The organism is Isoptericola jiangsuensis, assembly GCF_002563715.1.
In the GTDB taxonomy this organism is placed as follows: Bacteria; Actinomycetota; Actinomycetes; order Actinomycetales; family Cellulomonadaceae; genus Isoptericola; species Isoptericola jiangsuensis.
Genome location: NZ_PDJJ01000001.1, coordinates 2954022 through 2975081, shown reverse-complemented (window position 1 = coordinate 2975081; position 21060 = coordinate 2954022). Strand labels below are relative to the sequence as shown.

The 21060-nt window shown below is 72.7% G+C and carries 21 protein-coding genes; 20 read left to right on the top strand and 1 reads right to left on the bottom strand.

Annotated elements, in window-relative coordinates:
• Position 1 precedes the first annotated feature (1 nt).
• The 17 genes from prmC (at position 2) to ATJ88_RS13375 (ending at position 16424) form a co-directional block, all read left to right on the top strand.
• Complete coding sequence (gene prmC, locus ATJ88_RS13455) at positions 2-949, top strand: peptide chain release factor N(5)-glutamine methyltransferase (RefSeq protein ID WP_098464268.1); 948 nt, start codon at positions 2-4, stop codon at positions 947-949.
• Positions 950-954: 5 nt separating this feature from the next.
• A complete protein-coding gene (locus ATJ88_RS13450; RefSeq protein ID WP_098465347.1) occupies positions 955-1605 on the top strand; it encodes an L-threonylcarbamoyladenylate synthase in 651 nt (216 codons plus the stop codon).
• Entirely contained in the window at positions 1602-2819 is a 1218-nt protein-coding gene (locus tag ATJ88_RS13445; RefSeq protein ID WP_098464267.1) for a glycosyltransferase family 4 protein, read from the top strand. The genes ATJ88_RS13450 and ATJ88_RS13445 overlap by 4 nt, the downstream gene beginning before the upstream one ends.
• 10 nt (positions 2820-2829) lie before the next feature.
• Entirely contained in the window at positions 2830-3306 is a 477-nt protein-coding gene (locus ATJ88_RS13440) for a Cg1360 family ATP-synthase-associated protein (protein WP_245852430.1), read from the top strand.
• A 280-nt stretch (positions 3307-3586) separates the two neighbouring features.
• Complete coding sequence (gene atpB / locus ATJ88_RS13435; RefSeq protein ID WP_098464266.1) at positions 3587-4381, top strand: F0F1 ATP synthase subunit A; 795 nt, start codon at positions 3587-3589, stop codon at positions 4379-4381.
• Positions 4382-4484: 103 nt separating this feature from the next.
• Positions 4485-4721, top strand: coding sequence for an ATP synthase F0 subunit C (locus ATJ88_RS13430; RefSeq protein ID WP_098464265.1), 237 nt, complete (start codon positions 4485-4487; stop codon positions 4719-4721).
• Positions 4721-5302, top strand: coding sequence for a F0F1 ATP synthase subunit B (locus ATJ88_RS13425; protein ID WP_098464264.1), 582 nt, complete (start codon positions 4721-4723; stop codon positions 5300-5302). Before ATJ88_RS13430 ends, ATJ88_RS13425 begins: the two co-directional genes overlap by 1 nt.
• Complete coding sequence (locus ATJ88_RS13420) at positions 5302-6114, top strand: F0F1 ATP synthase subunit delta (RefSeq protein WP_098464263.1); 813 nt, start codon at positions 5302-5304, stop codon at positions 6112-6114. Before ATJ88_RS13425 ends, ATJ88_RS13420 begins: the two co-directional genes overlap by 1 nt.
• 78 nt (positions 6115-6192) lie before the next feature.
• Entirely contained in the window at positions 6193-7821 is a 1629-nt protein-coding gene (atpA, locus tag ATJ88_RS13415; protein WP_098464262.1) for a F0F1 ATP synthase subunit alpha, read from the top strand.
• Between the two features lie 4 nt (positions 7822-7825).
• Positions 7826-8725 carry a F0F1 ATP synthase subunit gamma gene (locus tag ATJ88_RS13410; RefSeq protein ID WP_098464261.1) on the top strand — a complete coding sequence of 300 codons (900 nt, stop codon included), beginning with the start codon at positions 7826-7828 and terminating at the stop codon, positions 8723-8725.
• Between the two features lie 61 nt (positions 8726-8786).
• Entirely contained in the window at positions 8787-10268 is a 1482-nt protein-coding gene (atpD, locus tag ATJ88_RS13405; protein WP_098464260.1) for a F0F1 ATP synthase subunit beta, read from the top strand.
• A 95-nt stretch (positions 10269-10363) separates the two neighbouring features.
• Positions 10364-10645: a F0F1 ATP synthase subunit epsilon gene (locus ATJ88_RS13400; protein ID WP_098464259.1), complete on the top strand. Its 282-nt coding sequence runs from the start codon at positions 10364-10366 to the stop codon at positions 10643-10645.
• Positions 10646-10655: 10 nt separating this feature from the next.
• Entirely contained in the window at positions 10656-11075 is a 420-nt protein-coding gene (locus ATJ88_RS13395) for a DUF2550 domain-containing protein (RefSeq protein ID WP_098464258.1), read from the top strand.
• Between the two features lie 31 nt (positions 11076-11106).
• Positions 11107-11802, top strand: coding sequence for an endonuclease NucS (gene nucS, locus ATJ88_RS13390; RefSeq protein WP_098464257.1), 696 nt, complete (start codon positions 11107-11109; stop codon positions 11800-11802).
• Positions 11803-11853: 51 nt separating this feature from the next.
• Complete coding sequence (locus ATJ88_RS13385; RefSeq protein ID WP_098464256.1) at positions 11854-13119, top strand: N-acetylglucosamine-6-phosphate deacetylase; 1266 nt, start codon at positions 11854-11856, stop codon at positions 13117-13119.
• A 147-nt stretch (positions 13120-13266) separates the two neighbouring features.
• Entirely contained in the window at positions 13267-15780 is a 2514-nt protein-coding gene (locus tag ATJ88_RS13380; protein WP_098464255.1) for a glycoside hydrolase family 3 C-terminal domain-containing protein, read from the top strand.
• Entirely contained in the window at positions 15777-16424 is a 648-nt protein-coding gene (locus ATJ88_RS13375) for a YesL family protein (protein ID WP_098464254.1), read from the top strand. The genes ATJ88_RS13380 and ATJ88_RS13375 overlap by 4 nt, the downstream gene beginning before the upstream one ends.
• 10 nt (positions 16425-16434) lie before the next feature.
• On the opposite strand, the gene ATJ88_RS13370 is transcribed toward ATJ88_RS13375, so the two are convergent.
• Positions 16435-17427 (bottom strand): LacI family DNA-binding transcriptional regulator, encoded by a 993-nt coding sequence (locus tag ATJ88_RS13370; protein WP_098465345.1) that lies wholly within the window; start codon positions 17425-17427, stop codon positions 16435-16437.
• A gap of 274 nt (positions 17428-17701) precedes the next feature.
• Between ATJ88_RS13370 and ATJ88_RS13365 the strand changes: the two genes are divergently transcribed.
• The 3 genes from ATJ88_RS13365 (at position 17702) to ATJ88_RS13355 (ending at position 21028) form a co-directional block, all read left to right on the top strand.
• Complete coding sequence (locus ATJ88_RS13365) at positions 17702-18622, top strand: carbohydrate ABC transporter permease (RefSeq protein ID WP_098464253.1); 921 nt, start codon at positions 17702-17704, stop codon at positions 18620-18622.
• Complete coding sequence (locus ATJ88_RS13360) at positions 18619-19575, top strand: carbohydrate ABC transporter permease (RefSeq protein ID WP_098464252.1); 957 nt, start codon at positions 18619-18621, stop codon at positions 19573-19575. Before ATJ88_RS13365 ends, ATJ88_RS13360 begins: the two co-directional genes overlap by 4 nt.
• A gap of 118 nt (positions 19576-19693) precedes the next feature.
• A complete protein-coding gene (locus ATJ88_RS13355) occupies positions 19694-21028 on the top strand; it encodes an ABC transporter substrate-binding protein (RefSeq protein WP_098464251.1) in 1335 nt (444 codons plus the stop codon).
• Positions 21029-21060 lie beyond the last annotated feature (32 nt).

Genomic DNA, 21060 nt, shown 5'->3' with positions numbered 1-21060 from the left:
CGTGGGCGACGCCCGACCCTCCGTGCTGCTCCGGGACGCGACGGCCGTGCTGGCCGCGGCGGGCGTGCCGTCGCCGCGTCCCGACGCCGAGCTGCTGCTCGCCCACGTCCTGGGCGTGCCGCGGGCCGAGGTGCGGCACCGCGCGATCCTCGACTCCGTGCCGGTGGGTGCCGCCGACGCCGCGGCCTTCACCGCGCTCGTCGCGCGTCGCTCCTCGCGCGAGCCCCTCCAGCACCTCACCGGTGCCGCACCGTTCCGGCACCTGGAGCTCGCGGTCGGACCGGGCGTGTTCGTCCCGCGGCCCGAGACCGAGCAGGTGGCCCAGGTCGCGGTCGACGAGGCGGCGGCCGTCGTCGCCGCGCGCGGCACCGCCGTCGTCGTCGACCTGTGCACCGGCAGCGCGGCGATCGCGCTCGCCGTGGCCACCGAGGTCCCGGGCGCCCGGGTCCACGCCGTCGAGCTCGACGCGACGGCGCACGCGTGGGCGTCCCGGAACGTCGCGGCGCACGGCGACGCCGTCGCGCTGGTGCGGGGGGACGCGCGCACGGCGCTGGCGGACCTCGACGGGACCGTCGACGTCGTCGTGTCGAACCCGCCCTACGTCCCCTCCGACGCCGTCCCGCAGGACCCGGAGGTGGCGCACCACGACCCCGCCGTCGCGCTCTACGGCCTGGGGCCCGACGGGCTGGAGGTCCCGCGCGGGATCGCCGCCGCCGCGACGCGCCTGCTGCGCCCGGGCGGGCTGTTCGTCATGGAGCACGCCGAGGTCCAGGCGGCGGCCGCCCGCCGGACCGTGCAGGACGCCGGACTGGTCGACGCCATGACCCGGACCGACCTCACGGGTCGGGACCGGATGGTCGTGGCGCGTGCTCCCGGCGCGTCCGGGACGACCACGGGCACGCCGGGTGATCCCGACGTGTCCCGCGACGTGAAAGACTGCGGCGTGTGAGCAGCCTGCACGACGCCACCGATCCGAACACCTGGGGCCCGGCCCTCGACGAGGCGGTCAACACGATCTCCCGCGGCGGGCTGGTGGTCCTCCCCACCGACACCGTCTACGGCATCGGGGCCGACGCCTTCGACGCGGACGCCGTCGCCGCGCTCCTGGCCGCGAAGGGCCGGGGCCGGCAGATGCCGCCGCCGGTGCTCGTCCCGGACGTGCGCACCCTCGACGGCCTGGCCACCGAGGTGCCCGACGCGGCGCGCGCGCTGGTCGAGGCGTTCTGGCCCGGCGGCTTCACCATCATCCTGCGCTCCCAGCCGTCCCTGCACTGGGACCTGGGGGAGACCCACGGCACGGTCGCGCTGCGCATGCCGGACCACCCGGCCGCGCTGGCGCTGCTGCGCCGCACCGGCCCGATGGCGGTGTCCAGCGCGAACCGGACGGGCAGCCCGGCGGCCGTCGAGGCCGCCGAGGCCGTCGAGCAGCTCGGCGACGCCGTCGCGTGCTACCTCGACGGCGGCACCGCGCCCGGGGGAGTGGCCTCCACCATCGTCGACGCGACCGGGGAGCACCTGCGCGTCGTCCGGGCGGGCGCGATCTCCCTGGAGGCGCTGCGCGAGGTCGCCCCCGTGCTCGGCGCCGACGAGGAGCCTGCCGGGTGAGGGCCTATCTGCTCCTCATGCTCGTCGCCGCCGCGGTGACGTACCTCGCCACCCCCGGCGCCCGGTGGGTGGCCCGCCGCACGAACGCGATCTCGGCGGTGCGCGCCCGCGACGTGCACGTGCTGCCGACGCCGCGGCTCGGGGGCCTGGCGATGCTGCTCGGCCTCGTCGTCGCCGTCCTGCTGGCCTCGCAGATGCCGTTCCTCGGGCCCGTGTTCGACGAGCCGCAGGTCCTGGGGATCGTGGGCGGCGCCGTCATCGTGTGCCTGCTCGGCTGGGCCGACGACGTCTGGGACCTCGACTGGATGACGAAGCTGGCGGGGCAGATCCTCGCGGGCGGGTTCATGGCGATCAACCAGGTCCAGCTGACGTCGCTGCCGACGCCGGTCGGCCTGGCGATCCCGTCCGCGCGGCTGTCGCTGTTCGTGACGGTCCTGGTGGTCGTCGTGGCGATGAACGCCGTGAACTTCGTGGACGGCCTGGACGGGCTGGCCGCGGGCATCGTCGCGATCGGCGGCACGGCGTTCTTCCTCTACACGTACTCGCTGACCCAGCAGGCCAGCCCGACGGACTTCTCGAGCCTGGCCACGATGGTGACGGCGATCCTGGTGGGTGTCTGCCTGGGCTTCCTGCCGCACAACTTCCATCCGTCGCACATCTTCATGGGCGACTCCGGGTCGATGGTGCTGGGCCTGGTGTTCGCGGGGGCGGCGATCTCCGTGACGGGGCAGATCGACGCCACGGTGACGGACGCGGTGAGCGGCGCGCAGCGCGCCCCGCTGTTCATCCCGCTCCTGCTGCCGCTCGCCGTCGTGCTGCTGCCGCTGCTCGACATGACGATGGCGGTGGTGCGGCGCCTGGCGGCCGGCAAGTCGCCGATGGCGCCGGACCGCATGCACCTGCACCACCGGATGCTCGCGCTCGGGCACAGCCACCGCCGCGCGGTGCTGATCCTGTACGTGTGGACGGCCGTGTTCGCGTTCGGCGCCGCGGCGCTGGTCCGCTGGCGCTGGCAGGTGGTCCTCACCTGGCTGGTCGTCGCGGTCGTGGTCGCGCTCGTGCTGACGCTCGGGCCGCTGCGGACACGCGGCCGCTTCCTCGACGACGACGTCGCGTCGGGTACCCTCCCGGCCGCTGCCGCCCCGACGCCCGCGGCGGCCGCCGCGACGGCGCCGACGGCCGCGACGTCCTCCACCTCTTCCTCCCACGACTAGGAGCCGGACGATGACCGACCCCACCGCGGTGCCGTCGCAGCCCGACGAGCCCACCGAGCCCACCGGCCGCACGCACGACGAGGTCCAGACGCACGAGCGGGCGATGCTGCGCCGCGCCATGCGCTCGACCCTGCTGCTCGTCGGTGCGCTCGTCGTCGTCGGCGGGGCCGTCGGGCTCCTGGTGGCCGGCACCGCGGGCCTGTGGGGCGCCCTCGTCGGGGCGGGCCTGGCCGCGTTCTTCTGCGCGACCACCATCTGGTCGATGCAGCGCTCCGTCGGGAAGTCGCCGACGGTGATGGCCGGCCTGGTGATGGGCACGTGGATGGCGAAGATCGTCGTGCTGCTCGTCGTGCTCGTCGTGCTGCGCGGCGCCGACTTCTACGACCCGTACGTGCTGTTCGTCGTCCTGGCGGTCGGCGCGATCGGTTCCGCGCTGCTGGACTACCAGGCGGTCCGGGACAGCCGGATGCCGTACGTGCAGCCCTGACGGGCGTGTCGCGCGGCGGCGGGCCGGGCGTGTCGCGCGGCCGCCCGGGCCGCCGGACCTCACCGGCGCCCGGCACCCGCTGTGCGAGGAAAGTGCTGTTGTTCACAAGGGGCCAGATTCCGGCCCGGGCAGGCCGGGACGGGCTCGGAGCATCGCCCGACATCCGGTAGGCTGTCCGCGAATCCATGACGACCAGGTCCGACGGCGTACCCACTCACGTGAGGTGCCACCCGAAGGCCCTAGATCACCGGGAGTCCTCCTGTTCACGTCAGCGACCCCCATGCTGCTCGCCGCCTCCGAAGGTGAGGGCGGCTTCCACGCGCCGTCCATCGACGAGTTCTTCCCGCCGGCGATCCTCTTCGAGGACACGATCTTCCAGATCGACCGCATCTGGATCGTCCGCATCATCGCCGCGGTCGTGCTCCTGACCGTCTTCATCATCGCGGCGCGACGCGCCAAGCTCGTCCCGGGCCGGTTCCAGGGCGCGATCGAGATGATGCTCGACTTCGTCCGGGTGCAGGTCGCCGAGCAGATCCTGGGCAAGGAGCAGGCCAAGCGCTTCGTTCCCATGCTCACCGTGATCTTCCTGTCGATCCTCGCGTTCAACCTCACGGGCGTCATCCCGTTCCTCAACATGGCCGGGACGGCACGGATCGGCCTGCCGCTGGTCTTCGCCCTGTGGGTGTTCGTCGTGTACTGGTACGTCGGCATCCAGAAGCACGGCGTCGGCGGGTACCTCAAGAACAACCTGTTCCCCCCGGGCATCCCGTGGCCGATCTACTTCATCGTGACGCCGATCGAGCTGCTGCAGATCCTCATCGTGCGGCCCGTCTCGCTCGCGCTGCGACTCGCGTCGAACATGATCGCCGGGCACATCATGCTCGTGCTCTGCTTCTCCGCGACGCACTTCTTCTTCCTCGAGGCCTCCGCGGCCCTCAAGCCCATCGGCGCGCTCACGCTCGCCGGCGGCTTCGCCTTCACGGCGTTCGAGCTGTTGGTCGCCGCGCTGCAGGCGTACATCTTCGCCCTGCTCGCCGCGGTCTACATCAACCTGTCGCTGGAGGAGGAGCACTGACCTTCCGGTCGGTGTCTCCCTGACACGGCACGCCCACACCCACCACAGACGCAAGTCAGCGACGTCGGACCGCCCGGTCCGACGCCCAACGGAAGGAAACCCAGTGGACGTCACCACCCTCGCCGAGGTCACCGGTAACCTCAACGCTGTCGGCTACGGCCTCGCCGCGGTCGGCCCGGGCATCGGTCTCGGCATCCTCATCGGCAAGACCATCGAGGGCATGGCCCGCCAGCCCGAGGTCGCCGGCCAGCTCCGCGCCACGATGTTCCTCGGTGTCGCGTTCGTCGAGCTCCTCGCGCTCCTCGGTCTCGTCGCCGGCTTCCTCTTCCCGGCCGCGTGATGCCGGCGGCGAACCTCGCCGCCCCGTTCACGGTGGCGGCGGAGGACACGGCGGCGGAGGGCATCGACCTCTTCATCCCCGCCTGGTACGACATCATCTGGTCGTCGGTCATCGTCGTCGTCATCGCGGTCGTCTTCTACAAGTTCGTGCTGCCTCGCTTCCAGGAGGTCCTGGACGAGCGCACGGCGAAGATCGAGGGTGGCCTGGCGAAGGCCGAGCAGGCACAGGAGGAGGCTGCGGCCGCGCTGGCGGAGTACCACCAGCAGCTCGCCGACTCCCGTGCCGAGGCCGCCAAGACCCGTGAGGAGGCGCGCGCCGAGGGCGCCGCCATCGTCGCGGAGCTGCGGACCAAGGCCAACGACGAGGCCGCGCGCATCGTCGAGACCGCCCACCGGCAGATCGAGGCGGAGCGTCAGGCTGCGGCCGTGTCGCTGCGCACCGAGGTCGGCAGCCTGGCGACCGAGCTCGCCTCGAAGATCGTCGGCGAGTCCCTCGAGGACAGCGCCCGGCAGTCGCGCGTGGTGGACCGGTTCCTCGACGAGCTCGAGGCCAGCCAGTCGACGAGCGTCAAGGAGGGCTGATGCGAGGCACGAGCGGAGCATCGCTGGCGGCCGCCCAGGAGCGGTTCGAGCCGGTGCTGCGGTCTGCGGGAGCCGAGTCCGTCACGCTGGGCGAACAGCTGTTCGTCGTCGTGGACGCGCTCGACGGGTCCGGCGCGCTGCGCCGCTCGCTCGCGGACCCCTCCCGCGACGGCGAGGACAAGGCCCGACTGGTGGCCGGTGTCCTCCAGGGCTTCGACGAGCGCGTCGTGGACCTGGTCGCCGGTGTCGTGCGCTCCCGCTGGGCCGCCGACACGGACCTGGTCGACGCCGTGGAGCGGCTCGGCCTGGACGCCGTGCTCGCCGGGGCGCAGTCCCGGGACGCGCTGGAGACGGTGGAGGACGAGCTCTTCCGCCTCACCCGCGGCCTCGTCGGGCAGCGCGACGCCCGTCAGGCGCTGTCCGACACGACCGCCTCGGCGGAGCGTCGGACCGCCCTGGTCGAGACGCTGCTCGCCGGCAAGGTCGACCCGGTCACGCTGGTGCTCGCCCGACGCGCGACCGCCGCACTGCGGGGGCGCCGCTACGTCGCGACGCTGACGTGGTTCGGCGACGTCGCGGCCGAGCGCCGGCACCGCCTGGTGGCCTCGGTGGCGAGCGCCACCGTCCTCACCCAGGCTCAGGAGGAGCGGCTCGGGGCGATCCTCGAGCGTTCCTACGGGCGCCCCGTGCAGCTGAACGTGACGGTCGACCCGACCGTCGTGGGCGGCCTGCGCATCCAGGTCGGCGCGGACGTCGTCGACTCCACCGTGCTGTCCCGCCTGGCCGACGCCCGTCGCCGGCTGGCCGGCTGAACATTCGACGCCCAGCCGGCCACCGGTCGGCGCAGATGAACGTTAGGTCGCACCTGCGGCCACGACAGGAGAAGAGCAATGGCTGAGCTGACGATCCGGCCGGAGGAGATCCGGGCCGCGCTGGACAGCTTCGTGAAGTCCTACGAGCCCGAGGGCGCCGCGACCGAGGAGGTCGGTCGCGTCACCTTCGCCGCCGACGGCATCGCGAGGGTCGAGGGCCTGCCCGGCGCCATGGCCAACGAGCTGCTGCGCTTCGAGGACGGCACGCTCGGCCTCGCGCAGAACCTGGACGTGCGCGAGATCGGTGTCGTCGTCCTCGGCGAGTTCACCGGCATCGAGGAGGGCCAGGAGGTCCGCCGCACCGGTGAGGTGCTGTCCGTGCCCGTCGGCGAGGGGTACCTCGGTCGCGTCGTCGACCCGCTGGGCAACGCGATCGACGGTCTCGGCGACATCGCGACCGACGGCCGCCGTGCCCTCGAGCTGCAGGCGCCCGGCGTCATGCAGCGCAAGTCGGTCCACGAGCCGCTGCAGACCGGCATCAAGGCGATCGACTCGATGATCCCCGTCGGCCGTGGTCAGCGTCAGCTGATCATCGGCGACCGCCAGACCGGCAAGACGGCGATCGCGATCGACACGATCATCAACCAGAAGGCGAACTGGGAGTCCGGCGACCCGACGAAGCAGGTGCGCTGCATCTACGTCGCGGTCGGCCAGAAGGGCTCGACCATCGCCTCGGTGCGCGGCGCCCTCGAGGAGGCCGGCGCGCTGGAGTACACCACGATCGTGGCGGCCCCGGCGTCCGACCCCGCGGGCTTCAAGTACCTCGCCCCGTACACCGGTTCGGCCATCGGCCAGCACTGGATGTACGACGGCAAGCACGTCCTCATCATCTTCGACGACCTGTCGAAGCAGGCCGAGGCCTACCGTGCGACGTCGCTGCTGCTGCGCCGCCCGCCGGGCCGCGAGGCCTACCCGGGTGACGTCTTCTACCTGCACTCCCGCCTGCTGGAGCGTTGCGCGAAGCTGTCGGACGACCTGGGTGCGGGGTCGATGACCGGTCTGCCGATCATCGAGACCAAGGCGAACGACGTGTCGGCGTACATCCCGACCAACGTCATCTCCATCACCGACGGTCAGATCTTCCTCCAGTCCGACCTGTTCAACGCCGACCAGCGTCCCGCCGTGGACGTCGGCATCTCGGTGTCCCGCGTCGGCGGTGACGCCCAGGTCAAGGCGATGAAGAAGGTCTCCGGCACGCTGAAGCTCGAGCTGGCGCAGTACCGCTCGCTCGAGGCCTTCGCGATGTTCGCGTCCGACCTCGACGCCGCCTCGCGCGGTCAGCTCGCCCGTGGCGCGGTGCTCATGGAGCTGCTCAAGCAGCCCCAGTACACGCCGTACCCGGTCGAGGAGCAGGTCGCGTCCATCTGGGCCGGCACCAAGGGCAGGCTCGACGACGTCCCGGTCGAGGACGTCAAGCGGTTCGAGTCCGAGCTCCTGGACCACCTGCGCCGCAACACCTCCGTGCTCTCCACGATCGCCGAGACCGGCAAGCTCGAGCAGGACACCGAGGACTCCCTCGCGTCCGCGGTCGAGGACTTCCGCAACGGCTTCCTCAAGGCGGACGGCTCGCCGCTCGTCGGCGGGGCCGCCGAGGGCGAGGGCGCTGCGGTCGAGCAGGAGCAGCTCGTCGTGCAGAAGAAGGCCTGATCGTATGGCCGGAGGATCCCAGCGCGTCTACAAGCAGCGGATCAAGTCGACGCAGTCGCTGAAGAAGATGTTCCGTGCGCAGGAGCTGATCGCAGCGTCCCGCATCGGCAAGGCGCGCGGACGCACGGCGGCCGCCGCCCCGTACGAGCGGGCGATCACCCGCGCCGTGTCGGCGGTGGCGACGCACACGTCGACCAAGCACCCGCTGACCAGCGAGCGTGAGGACACCAACCGCGTCGCGGTCCTGGTCATCGCCTCGGACCGCGGCATGGCCGGGTCCTACTCGGCGGCGATCATCCGCGAGACGGAGCGCCTCGTCGCGAAGCTGACGGCCGAGGGCAAGGAGGTCGCCCTCTACGCCACCGGTCGTCGCGCGGTGACGTTCTACCGCTACCGCGGTCGCGAGCTGGCGGGCCAGTGGTCCTACGGCTCCGACAGCCCGGACGCGGAGGTCGCCACCGAGGTCGCGGACTCGCTCCTCGAGGCGTTCCTCGCCCCGGCGTCCGAGGGCGGCGTCGGCGAGCTGCACGTCGTGTACACGCAGTTCGTCAACATGGTCACCCAGCGTCCTCGCGTCGTGCGGATGCTGCCGCTCGAGGTCGTCGAGGGCGTCGCCGTCCCCGGCGAGCACGACGCGCTGCCGCTGTACGACTTCGAGCCGTCCCCCGAGCTGGTGCTGGACGCCCTGCTGCCGCGCTACGTGCGCAGCCGCATCTTCAGCTTCATGCTCGACGCCGCGGCGTCCGAGCTGGCGTCCCGCCAGCGCGCGATGCACACGGCGACGGACAACGCCGAGGACCTGATCCGTACCTACACGCGCCTGGCGAACCAGGCCCGCCAGGCGGACATCACCCAGGAGATCAGCGAGATCGTCTCGGGTGCTGACGCCCTCGCGGCGTCGTGACCTCCGTCCGACGCCGTCGATCGACGAACTCACACCCGAACCTTTCGAAGCGAGGCAAGCAATGACCGCCACCACCGTGGAAGCCCCGGTCGAGCACCAGAGCGGGCGCGGAACCGGCCGCGTCGCTCGCGTGATCGGCCCCGTCGTCGACATCGAGTTCCCCGAGGACTCGATCCCCGACATCTACAACGCCCTCCAGGTCGACATCGACCTGTCGGGCCAGGGCGAGGGGGAGCACTCCTTCACCCTGATGCTCGAGACCGCCCAGCACCTCGGCGACTCGCTCGTGCGCGCCATCGCGCTCAAGCCGACCGACGGCCTGGTCCGCGGCGCCGTCGTCACCGACACCGGCGCCCCGATCTCCGTGCCCGTCGGTGACGTCACCAAGGGCAAGGTCTTCAACGTCACGGGCGACGTGCTCAACCTCGCCGAGGGCGAGAAGCTCGAGATCACCGAGCGCTGGCCGATCCACCGCAAGCCGCCGGCGTTCGACCAGCTCGAGTCGAAGACGCAGATGTTCGAGACGGGCATCAAGTCGATCGACCTCCTCACCCCGTACGTGCAGGGTGGCAAGATCGGTCTCTTCGGTGGTGCGGGCGTCGGCAAGACCGTCCTCATCCAGGAGATGATCCAGCGCGTCGCCCAGGACCACGGCGGTGTGTCCGTGTTCGCCGGTGTCGGCGAGCGCACCCGTGAGGGCAACGACCTCATCCACGAGATGGACGAGGCCGGCGTCTTCGACAAGACCGCGCTGGTCTTCGGCCAGATGGACGAGCCGCCGGGCACGCGTCTGCGCGTCGCCCTGTCCGCCCTGACGATGGCGGAGTACTTCCGCGACGTGCAGAAGCAGGACGTGCTGCTCTTCATCGACAACATCTTCCGCTTCACGCAGGCGGGTTCCGAGGTCTCCACGCTGCTCGGCCGCATGCCGTCCGCGGTGGGCTACCAGCCGAACCTCGCCGACGAGATGGGCCTCCTGCAGGAGCGCATCACCTCGACGCGCGGTCACTCGATCACCTCCCTGCAGGCGATCTACGTGCCGGCGGACGACTACACCGACCCGGCGCCGGCGACGACGTTCGCCCACCTGGACGCGACCACCGAGCTCTCCCGCGAGATCGCGTCGAAGGGTCTGTACCCGGCGATCGACCCGCTGGCCTCCACCTCCCGCATCCTCGACCCGCGCTACGTGGGCAAGGAGCACTACGAGGTCGCCACGCAGGTCAAGTCGATCCTGCAGCGCAACAAGGAGCTCCAGGACATCATCGCGATCCTCGGTGTCGACGAGCTCTCGGAGGAGGACAAGACGCTGGTGGCGCGTGCGCGCCGCATCCAGCAGTTCCTCTCGCAGAACACCTACATGGCCGAGAAGTTCACGGGCGTCGTCGGTTCGACGGTCCCGCTGAGCGAGACCATCGAGGCGTTCAAGAAGATCGCCGAGGGCGAGTTCGACCACATCGCCGAGCAGGCGTTCTACAACATCGGCGGCCTCGAGATGCTCGAGGAGAACTGGGCCCGGATCCAGAAGGAGTACGGGGCCTGAGCCTCGCTCCCGAGCACGCCACGCGTCGTCCTGCCGGCCGGAACCGGCCGGCAGGACGACGCACCATCCTCGACTGAAGAACCCTGGAGCCCGACATGGCAGAGCTGAACGTCGACCTCGTCGCGGCCGACCGCAAGGTCTGGTCCGGCGCGGCGCGCGAGGTCAGCGCACCGTCCGCCGACGGTCAGATCGGCATCCTCGCCGGCCACACGCCGCTGCTCGCGGTGCTGCGTGCCGGCACCGTCAAGGTCTCCACCGCGCCGGGTCAGGTCGCGGTCGAGGCGCACGTCTCCGGAGGGTTCGTGTCCGTCGACAGCGACGTCGTCACGATCGTCGTCGACGGGATCGACGAGACCTCCGAGGTCACCCACGCCTGAGGTATCCGCGGTGGGGTACGTGCTGGGTCTGATCGGCGCGGTCCTCCTCGCGGTGCTCCTGGTCGGCGCCCTGGGGGCGTCGCGCCTGCGCACGCTCTCGCGGCGGGTGGGCTCGTTCCCCTGCAGCGCCCGTCCGGGCAGCGCGCCGCACGCGTCCTGGTCCGTGGGCATCGCCCACTACGCCGTGGGGCGGATCGAGTGGTGGCGGTGCTGGTCGCTGTCGCCGCGCCCCGCGCGGACCTGGTACCGGGACCGCCTCACGATCACGGGCCGCACGCCGCTGGACCAGGCCGGCCAGGTGGACCAGTACCTCGTGCGCTGCCGGTACGACGGCGTGGACTTCGAGCTCACGATGTCGTCCGGCGCGTACGCGGGACTCGCGTCGTGGCTGGAGGCCGCGCCCCCGGGGCGCCGCGACCTGGTGGTCTGAGCACCGACCGAACGACCTGGAGGGATCTCCCGTGCGGCTCGTCGTCGCCCGCTGCTCGGCCCGGTACACGGGCCGGCTCACCGCTCATCTCCCGCTCGCGACCCGCCTGCTGGTCGTCAAGGCGGACGGCAGCGTGCTGCTGCACTCCGACGGCGGCTCGTACAAGCCGCTGAACTGGATGAGCCCGCCCTGCACGCTGGCGGTGCGCGAGCCCGACGCCGACGCGGTCGGGCGGGGCGTCACCGAGGTGTGGACGGTTCAGCACCAGAAGTCGGACGACCGCCTCGAGATCGAGCTGCACGAGGTGGAGCACGACTCGGCGCACGACCTCGGCGTCGACCCCGGCCTGATCAAGGACGGGGTGGAGGCGCACCTGCAGGAGCTCCTGGCCGCGCAGATCGAGCTGCTGGGCTCGGGGCACACCCTGGTCCGGCGCGAGTACATGACGGCGATCGGCCCGGTGGACATCCTGGCGCGCGACGCCGCGGGCTCCGCGGTGGCCGTGGAGATCAAGCGCCGGGGGGAGATCGACGGCGTCGAGCAGCTGACGCGGTACCTCGACCTGCTGAACCGGGACCCGCTGCTGGCCCCCGTGCGGGGCGTGTTCGCCGCGCAGGAGATCAAGCCGCAGGCGAGGGTGCTGGCGACGGACCGCGGCATCACGTGCGTGACCCTGGACTACGACGCCATGCGGGGCGTCGACGACGTGGACTCCCGCCTCTTCTAGGTTTAGGCAGGGCAGTTACCAAACGTCCTCGCGGTGGTGCAGGATGGGAGCATGACCGTCGAGCCCGCCGACCGCACCGGAACCCCTGCTGCCCCCGAGGTGTTCGCCGTCCGTGGTGACGTCGTCGTCCCCGACGCCGTCGTGCCCGACGCGGCCGTCGTCGTCGCCGACGACCGCATCGTCTGGGTGGGGCCCCTGCAGGACGCCGTGGCCGCCGGCCTGGGCGACGTCGTGGCGGCGGCCGCGGAGCCCGTGCCCGGCACCCTGGTCCTGCCCGGCCTGGTGGACCTGCACGACCACGGCGGCGGCGGTGCCGGGTTCCCCGACGCGACGACGCGCGAGGCCGTGATGACGGCCGTCCTGGAGCACCGGCGGCACGGCACGACGACGATGCTGGCCTCCCTCGTGACGGCCGACGCGGACACGCTGCTGGAGCGCACGGCGCTGCTCGCCGACCTCGCCGACGCCGGGGAGATCGAGGGCATCCACGCCGAGGGGCCGTTCCTGTCGCCGGTCCGGCGCGGCGCGCACGACCCCGAGCTGCTCCAGACCGGCGACGTGGCGCTCGTGCGCCGCCTGGTGGAGGCGGGCCGCGGCCACCTGCGCACGATGACCGTCGCCCCGGACGTCGACGGCGTCGCGGGCCCCGGCGGGGTCGCCGCGGCGCTGGTGCAGGCCGGCGTGGTGCCGTCGCTGGGTCACACGGACGCGACGACGCAGGTCGCCGAGGACTTCGTGCGCGAGGTCGTGACCGGGCTGGCGGAGTCGGCGCCGGACCTGCGCATGACGGCGACCCACCTGTTCAACGCGATGCGGCCGCTGCACCACCGCGACGGCGGTCCGGTGGCGGCGTGCCTGGCGGCGGCGGCGCGGGGCGACCTGGTGGTCGAGCTGGTGGGCGACGAGGTCCACCTGGACCCGGCGGTCGTGCGCAGCGTGATCCGGACCGTCGGCGCCGACCAGGTGATGCTGGTGACGGACGCGATGGCGGCCGCGGGGATGGCGGACGGCGCGTACGACCTGGGCCCGATGGCGGTGTCCGTGCAGGACGGCGTGGCCCGCGTCACCGACCCGACGCACCCGGAGGGCGGCCCGATCGCGGGCGGTACGTCGCACCTCCTGGACGTGGTGCGGGCGACGGTCGCGGCGGGCGTGGACCTGGTGGACGCGGTGCGGTGCGCGTCGTGGGTGCCGGCGGGCGTGCTGGGGCTGACGGACGTGGGTGGCCTGCTGGCCGGACGCCGGGCGGACGTCGTGGTGACGGACGCGGACCTGGTGGTGCAGCGCGTACTGCGCGCGGGGGCCGAGGTCGTCTGAGCCCGCACGGCACCACGGCGGCGGTGCTCGGGCGGCGCGGGACGTGCGGGGCGGTTGCCCGGGAGGGGGAGGGGTCGCTAGCGTGGTCGAAGCGCTTCGACATCGGGCGCCCCGTCTTGCCGCACCGTCGCGGCCCGAAGGAGACCCATGGACGTGCCGGCCTTCCGTGACCACCTGCTGCCCGCCCCCGCGCGAGCCCGGGACCTGCTCGACCGCCTGACCCGTGCCGAACGGGTGGCGATGCTGCACCAGCGGATGCCCGCCGTCGACCGGCTCGGGCTGGCGCGGTTCCACACCGGGTGCGAGGTCCTCCACGGCGTCGCCTGGCTCGGCACCGCCACGGTGTTCCCGCAGCCCGTCGGCCTCGCGGCCGCCTGGGACCCCGACCTGCTGCGCCGCGTCGGCGACGCGGTGGCCACCGAGGTGCGGGCCAAGCACGCCGCCGACCCGACGGTCAGCCTCAACGTGTGGGCGCCGGTCGTCAACACGCTGCGCCATCCCGCCTGGGGACGCAACGAGGAGGGGTACTCCGAGGACCCGCACCTCACCGGTCACCTCGGGGCGGCGTACTGCCGCGGCCTGCGGGGCGAGGACGAGCGCGTGTGGAAGACCGCGCCGACCCTCAAGCACTTCCTCGCCTACAACAACGAGACCGACCGCTCCTCGACGTCGTCGGACCTCCCGCCGCGGACCCTGCACGAGGAGGAGCTGGCGGCGTTCCGCGAGCCCGTCGCCTCCGGTGCCGTCGCCGCGGTCATGCCCGCCTACAACCGGGTCAACGGCGTCCCCGCGCACCTCCAGGACGAGCTGCTGGCCGAGCTGCGGTCCTGGACGGACCGGTCGGTCGCCGTCGTCTCGGACGCCGCGGCCCCCACGTTCCTCGTCACCCTCCAGCGGGCCGCCGCCGACCGGGCCGGCGGTGCCGCCGCGATGCTGCGGGCGGGCGTGGACTCGTTCACCGACGACGACGCGGCCTCCCACCTCACGATCGCCCGGGTCACCGAGGCGCTGGAGCGCGGCCTGCTCACCGACGACGACGTGGACGCCGCCGTGCTGCGCCTGCTGGAGCTGCGGATCCGCACCGGCGAGCTGGACGGGCCCGGCGCGGACCCGTACGCGGGGATCGGCGCCGACGACCTCGACCTGCCCGCGCACCGGGAGCTCGCCCGCGAGGCCGCGGCCAAGGGTGTGGTGGTGCTGCGCGACGACGACCACGTGCTCCCGCTGACCCCCACGGGGTCGGTCGCGGTGGTCGGTCCGCTGGCGGACGCGGTGCTCACCGACTGGTACTCGGGCACGCCGCCCTACGTGGTGACGCTCGCGGACGCCGTGCGGGAACGGTGGGGCGCGGACCGGGTCGAGGTCGCCTCGGGCGCGGACGTCGTGGCGCTGCGGACGACCGACGGCCGGTACGTGGCGGTGTCGGACGCGGGGGAGCGGGTCGTCGCGGACGGAGCGGTGGCGGGCAAGGAGTGCCGGTTCGAGGTGGCGGACCGCGGCGACGGCGTGCTCACGCTGCGGTCGCAGGCCTCGGGCGGGCTGCTCACCGGCGGAGCGTGGCCGATGCGCGCCGACGCCGCGAGGGTGGGCGGCTGGGAGGTGCAGGAGAGCTTCCGCCGCCACGTCCACGCGGACGGCTCGTGGTCGCTGCTGCACCTGGGCTCGGGCCGCTGGGTGCGGGTCCAGCGCGGGACGGGCGCGGTGTGCGCCGAGGCGCGCACCCTGGCGGAGGCGGAGCGGTTCGTCGTGCGGACGCTCGAGTCGGGCGCGGCCCGGGTGGCCGAGGTCGCGGGGCGCTGCGACACGGTGCTCGTCGCGGTCGGCAACGACCCGCACCTGGGCGGCCGCGAGACGCAGGACCGCCCGCACCTGTTCCTCCCGGAGGCGGAGGTCGGGACGTGGCGTGCCGCGGTCGAGGCCAACCCGCGGGCGGTGCTCACCCTGGTGTCGAGCTACCCGTACGTGCTCGGCCCGGGCGTGGCGGACGCCGCGACGGTGGTGTGGAGCAGCCACGGCGGCCAGGAGCTCGGCCACGGGCTCGTCGACGTCCTCACGGGGGCCGTCGAGCCCACGGGCCGGCTGGCGCAGACGTGGCCCGCACGCCCCGAGCAGGCGGGCGACCTGTTCGACTACGACACCCGCCGCCAGCAGGTCACCTACCGGCACCTGCCGGCGGATGCCACGGGGGTGCCGGCCTTCGCGTTCGGGCACGGCCTGACCTACGGCGCGGTGCGCTACGCCGGGGTCGAGGTGTCGGCGGACGCCGTCGCCGCACCGGCCCCGACCCGCGACCACCCGCCGCTGCACCCCGCGGACCCGGCGTCCCCGGGAGTCGTCACGGTGCGGGTGCGCGTGGCCAACGCGGGGTCGCGGGCCGTCGAGGAGCTGGTCCAGGTGTACTCGCTCGGGTGCGCCGACGTCGCCGTGCCGACACCGGTCCGGCTGCTGCTGGGCTACCGGCGCGTCCGGCTGGAGCCGGGGACGGAGGCCGTGGTCGACGTGCCGGTCGACGTCACCCGCCTGGCGGTGTGGCACGCGGACGGGCCGGGGATGCTGGACGGCGCGCTGCGGGTGCAGCCGGGGGAGTACGTCGTCGCTGCCGGGCCCTCCAGCGTCGACCTGCCCGTGCGCACCGTCCTCGCCGTCGGGGACGCGCGGTGAGGATCGACCCCGACGGGCGCCAGGTCCAGGGGATCTCCACGTTCGTGCTGTTCGTGGTGCTCAACGTGCTGTACCTGGTGACCTGCCTGCCCGTCGTGACGGTCGGGGCCGCGACGAGCGCCCTGCTCGAGGTGACCCTGCGGTATGCCGACGAGGAGCGCGGCGACCTCGTGCGCGGCTACCTGCGGGCGCTGCGGACGAACCTGTGGCGGGGCACCGGGGTGCTGCTGGCCCTGGGCGTGCCGACGCTGATGCTGGTGTTCAGCGCCGTGTTCTGGCTCAACCTGGGCGGTCTGCTCACGGCCGTGGCGGGGGCGCTGTCGGTCCTCGCCGCGACCTTCGGGTTCGCCGCGACGCTGTACGGGTTCGCGCTGGTCGCGTGGTTCGACGCGCCGCTGCGCCGGTGCCTGCGCAACGCGCTGCTGCTGCCGCTGGTCGAGCCGGCGCGCACGCTCGGGCTGGTGCTGCTACCCGTGACCGGCGCGTGCGTCGTCTACCTCGTGCCGGTGACGGGGTTCCTCGCGGCGACGATCGGCCTGTCGTTCGGCGCCTACCTGCTGGCCCTGCTGCTGCACGGGGTGTTCCGGCGGCGCCGGGCCGACCCGTCGGAGCTCGAGCCCGTCTCCCCGCACTCGGGGGAGTGAGCGGGGGCGGTCAGGTGGTCCGGCCGGGTGCGGGCGCGGTGCTCGCGCGCTCGACGAGCCGCGTCGGCACCAGCGTGGTGCCGTGCGGTGTCGTGTGCTCGGCGAGCTGGCGCAGCACCCCGGTGACGAGGCGCCGCCCGACCTCCGCGAAGTCCTGGTGGACGGTGGTCAGGGGCGGCAGGAACGCGACGGCGTCGGGGACGTCGTCGAACCCGACGACGCTGACGTCGGCCGGGACGCGGCGGCCGCTCTCCGCGAGGGCCCGCAGCAGGCCGAGCGCCATCTGGTCGTTCGCGGCGAACACGGCGGTCGCGTCGGTCCGGGCGATCTCGAGCCCGACCTCGTAGCCGGAGGCCGCGGACCAGTCGCCGCGGCGCACGGGTGGCACGGTGCGTCCGGCGTCGAGCAGCGCCTGGCGCCAGGCGTCCTCGCGGCGCTGCCCGGCGTACGACCCGACGGGTCCGGCGAGGTGCACGACCGTCTCGTGGCCGAGCCCGAGCAGGTGCTCCACGGCGACGCGGGACCCGGCGGCCTGGTCGGTGTCGACCACGGGGTAGCGGTCGCCGGCGTCGGAGTCGGCGACGACGACGGGCACGTCGGTGGGCAGGGACACGCTGGCGGCGTCGAGGAGGTGGACCTCCATGAGCAGGATGACGGCGTCGACGGCGAGCTCGCCGAGGCGGGTGAACGCGCCGTTGACGCCGTCCTGGGTGGGGGCCTCGACGGGGATGACGGTGATGGCGTACCCCTCGGCGGCGGCGGAGGTCGCGATGGCCTCGAGGGTGCGCACGTTGCCGGTGGTGGACAGCGTGAAGAGGATGACGCCGATCGTGCGGAACCGGCCGGAGCGCAGCGCGCGGGCGGCGCTGTTGGGCCGGTAGCCGAGCTGTCGCATGGCGTCGAGGACCTGCCGGCGGGTGGTCTCCACGACGCTGGGGTGGCCGTTGGCGACGCGGGACACGGTCTGCGAGGAGACCCCGGCGAGCTGGGCGACGTCGGCCATGGAGACGCGCTGGACGCGTCCGGCGGGGCGTCCGCGGCGTGCGGCCGTGGTCGGCTCGTCCGCCGGGGCGGTGTCGGTCGACGCGCCGCTGGGGCGCGGTCCCGGGTCGCTCACGTGCTCTCCTCTTCGATGGTCCGCGGGCGTCGTCACCAGACCGTGACTTGACGGCTCGCCGGGGGCGATGCACGATGAGCCTAGTCCATGTTTACGTAAACATCGATACGCCACGGCTGCGATGTTCACGTCAACATCCAGTCAGCCCAAGGAAGAAGTGATGACGACGACGTCTCCGCCGACGACGGCGAGCACGAACCCCGTCGCCCACCGCGCCGGCAGACGGCGGTGGACGGGATGGATGTTCGTCGGCCCCTTCATGGCCGTGTTCACCCTCGTGTTCCTCGCCCCCATCGCGTACTCGCTGTACCTGTCGGTGTTCCGCACCCAGATGGTCGGCGGCACGCAGTTCGTGGGCCTCGACAACTACGCCCGCGCCCTCGGCGACCCGCAGTTCTGGGACGGCGTCGCCCGCGTCGGCCTGTTCCTCGTCGTCCAGGTGCCGATCATGCTCGGCATCGCCCTGCTCGTGGCGCTCGCCCTCGACAGCGGCCGCCTCTACGGCACGAGCTTCTTCCGCATCTCGATCTTCATGCCCTACGCGGTGCCCGCCGTCGTGGCCACGCTCATGTGGGGCTTCATGTACGGCACCCGGTTCGGGCTGGTCGGCAACCTCAACGACCTGCTCGGCACCAGCCTGCCGAACCCGCTGTCGCCCGACCTCGTGCTGGCCTCCATCGGCAACATCGTCACCTGGGAGTTCGTCGGCTACAACATGCTGATCTTCTACTCCGCGCTGCGCGTCGTGCCGCACTCCCTGTACGAGGCCGCGGAGATCGACGGTGCCGGGCAGTGGCGCGTCATCACGGCCATCAAGCTGCCCGCCATCCGCGGGGCGCTGGTCATCGCGACGATCTTCTCGATCATCGGCAGCTTCCAGCTCTTCAACGAGCCCAGCATCCTCCAGAGCCTCGCGCCGAACGCGATCACGACGTCCTTCACCCCGAACCTGTACGCCTACTCGCTGTCGTTCTCCGGCCAGCAGTACAACTACTCCGCGACCGTCGCCATCATCATGGGCCTGATCACCATGGTGGTCGCCTACGTGGTGCAGCTGCGCGGCATGCGCAAGGAGGCATGACCGTGCCCGCACCCGTCCCGGCGTCCGCCGCCGCTCCCACCGTGACCCCCGCCCCGAGCACCCGCCGCCCCGGCCCGCGCCTGCGCACCCCGCGCCCCGGCACCGGCGGCCGCGGCCGCAAGAGCCCGCTGCTCACCGTCCTGACGACCCTCGTGCTCGTCTACGCGCTCGTCCCGCTCGTGTGGCTGCTGATCAACGCCACCAAGACGCAGGCCGACCTCTTCTCGTCCTTCGGCCTGTGGTTCGGCGACTCGTTCGCCCTGTGGGACAACGTCCAGGCCACGCTCGCCTACGACGACGGCGTGTTCGTGCGGTGGTTCGTCAACACCGTGCTGTACGTCGTCCTCGGTGCCGGCGGCGCCACGTTCCTCGCCGTCCTCGGCGGGTACGCGCTCGCCAAGTTCGACTTCCCCGGCAAGCGCGGCGTGTTCGCCGTCGTCATCGGCGCCGTCGCGGTGCCCGGCACCGCGCTCGCCGTGCCCACGTTCCTCATGTTCAGCCAGATGGGCCTGACGAACACGCCGTGGGCCGTCATCGTGCCGTCCCTCATCTCCCCGTTCGGGCTCTACCTCATGTGGACCTTCGCGGCCGAGGCGATCCCCGGCGAGCTCCTCGAGGCGGCCCGCATCGACGGCGCCGGCGAGTTCCGCACCTTCTTCCGCGTCAGCCTGCCGCTGCTCGCCCCCGGCATCGTCACCGTGCTGCTGTTCACCACGGTCGCGACCTGGAACAACTACTTCCTGCCCCTGATCATGCTGCGCGACTCGTCCTGGTACCCGCTCACGCTCGGCCTCAACGCGTGGAACGCGCAGGCCGCCACCGCGGGCGGCGAGGCGATCTTCAACCTCGTCATCACCGGCGCGCTCCTGACCATCCTGCCGCTGGTCGTCGCGTTCCTGTTCCTCCAGCGCTTCTGGCAGTCCGGCCTGGCCGCCGGGAGCGTCAAGGAGTGACCGCCCGGCACCACCGGCACCCCCGCACCGCACCGACCCCCGGGGCCACGGCGCCCACCGGCCGTCGCACGCCCCACCACCCGCCCACCCCGTACCGAACAACGAAGTGAGGACAGTCATGACCGCTCGACCCCGCCGCCTGATCCGCGGCACCGCCCTCGTGGGCACCCTCGCCCTCGCGCTCACCGCGTGCAGCTCCACCGACGACGGCGGCACCGGCGGCGAGGCCGTCGACACCGCCTCCGTGCTGGAGACCGGCGGCGAGATCACCGTGTGGGCCTGGGAGCCCACGCTGGAGGACGTCGTCACCGACTTCGAGGCCGCCTACCCGAACGTCACCGTGAACCTCGAGAACGTCGGGACCGGCAACGACCAGTACACCGCGCTGCAGAACGCGATCGCCGCCGGCGACGGCGTGCCCGACGTCGCGCAGGTCGAGTACTACGCGGTCCCGCAGTTCGCGATCTCCGAGTCCCTCGCGGACCTGTCCGACCTCGGCGCGAGCGCCCTCGACGGCACGTTCACCACCGGCCCGTGGGGCTCCGTCCGCAGCGGCGACGGCATCTACGGCCTGCCGATGGACTCCGGCCCCATGGCGCTGTTCTACAACGAGGAGGTCTTCACCGAGGTCGGTGTGGACGTCCCCACCACCTGGGACGAGTACCTCGAGGCCGCCCGCGCCATCCACGAGGCCGACCCGAAGGCGTACATCGCCAACGACACCGGCGACGCCGGGTTCACCACCAGCATGATCTGGCAGGCCGGCGGCCAGCCCTACACGGTCGACGGCACCGACGTCACCATCGACTTCGCGGGCGACGAGGGCACCTCGACGTTCACCGAGGTCTGGCAGCAGCTCGTCGACGAGGAGCTCCTCGCCCCCGTCAGCTCCTGGAGCGACGAGTGGTACCAGGGCCTCGGCGACGGCAGCATCGCCACCCTGACCATCGGCGCCTGGATGCCCGCCAACCTCGAGTCGGGCGTCCCCGCCGGTGCCGGCAAGTGGCGCGTCGCCGAGATGCCCCAGTGGGAGGCCGGCCAGCACGCCACCGCCGAGAACGGCGGCTCCTCGCTCGCCGTCCCCGCCGCGAGCGCGAACGCCGAGCTCGCCTACGCGTTCGTCGAGTACGCGACCGCCGGCGACGGCGTCCAGACCCGCGTCGACGGCGGCGCGTTCCCCGCGACGACCGCCGAGCTCGAGTCCGACGAGTTCCGCGGCAAGGAGTTCGAGTACTTCGGCGGCCAGCAGGTCAACGAGGTCCTCGCGGACTCCGCGGCGAACGTCGTCGAGGGCTGGCAGTACCTGCCGTTCCAGGTGTACGCGAACTCGATCTTCAACGACACCGTCGGCCAGGCCTACGTGTCCGGCACGACGCTGACCGACGGGCTGGCCGCATGGCAGCAGCAGTCGGTGGCGTACGGCAACGACCAGGGCTTCACCGTCTCCGAGTGACGCCCCGGGCGGGGCGGCCGGGACCCGGCCGC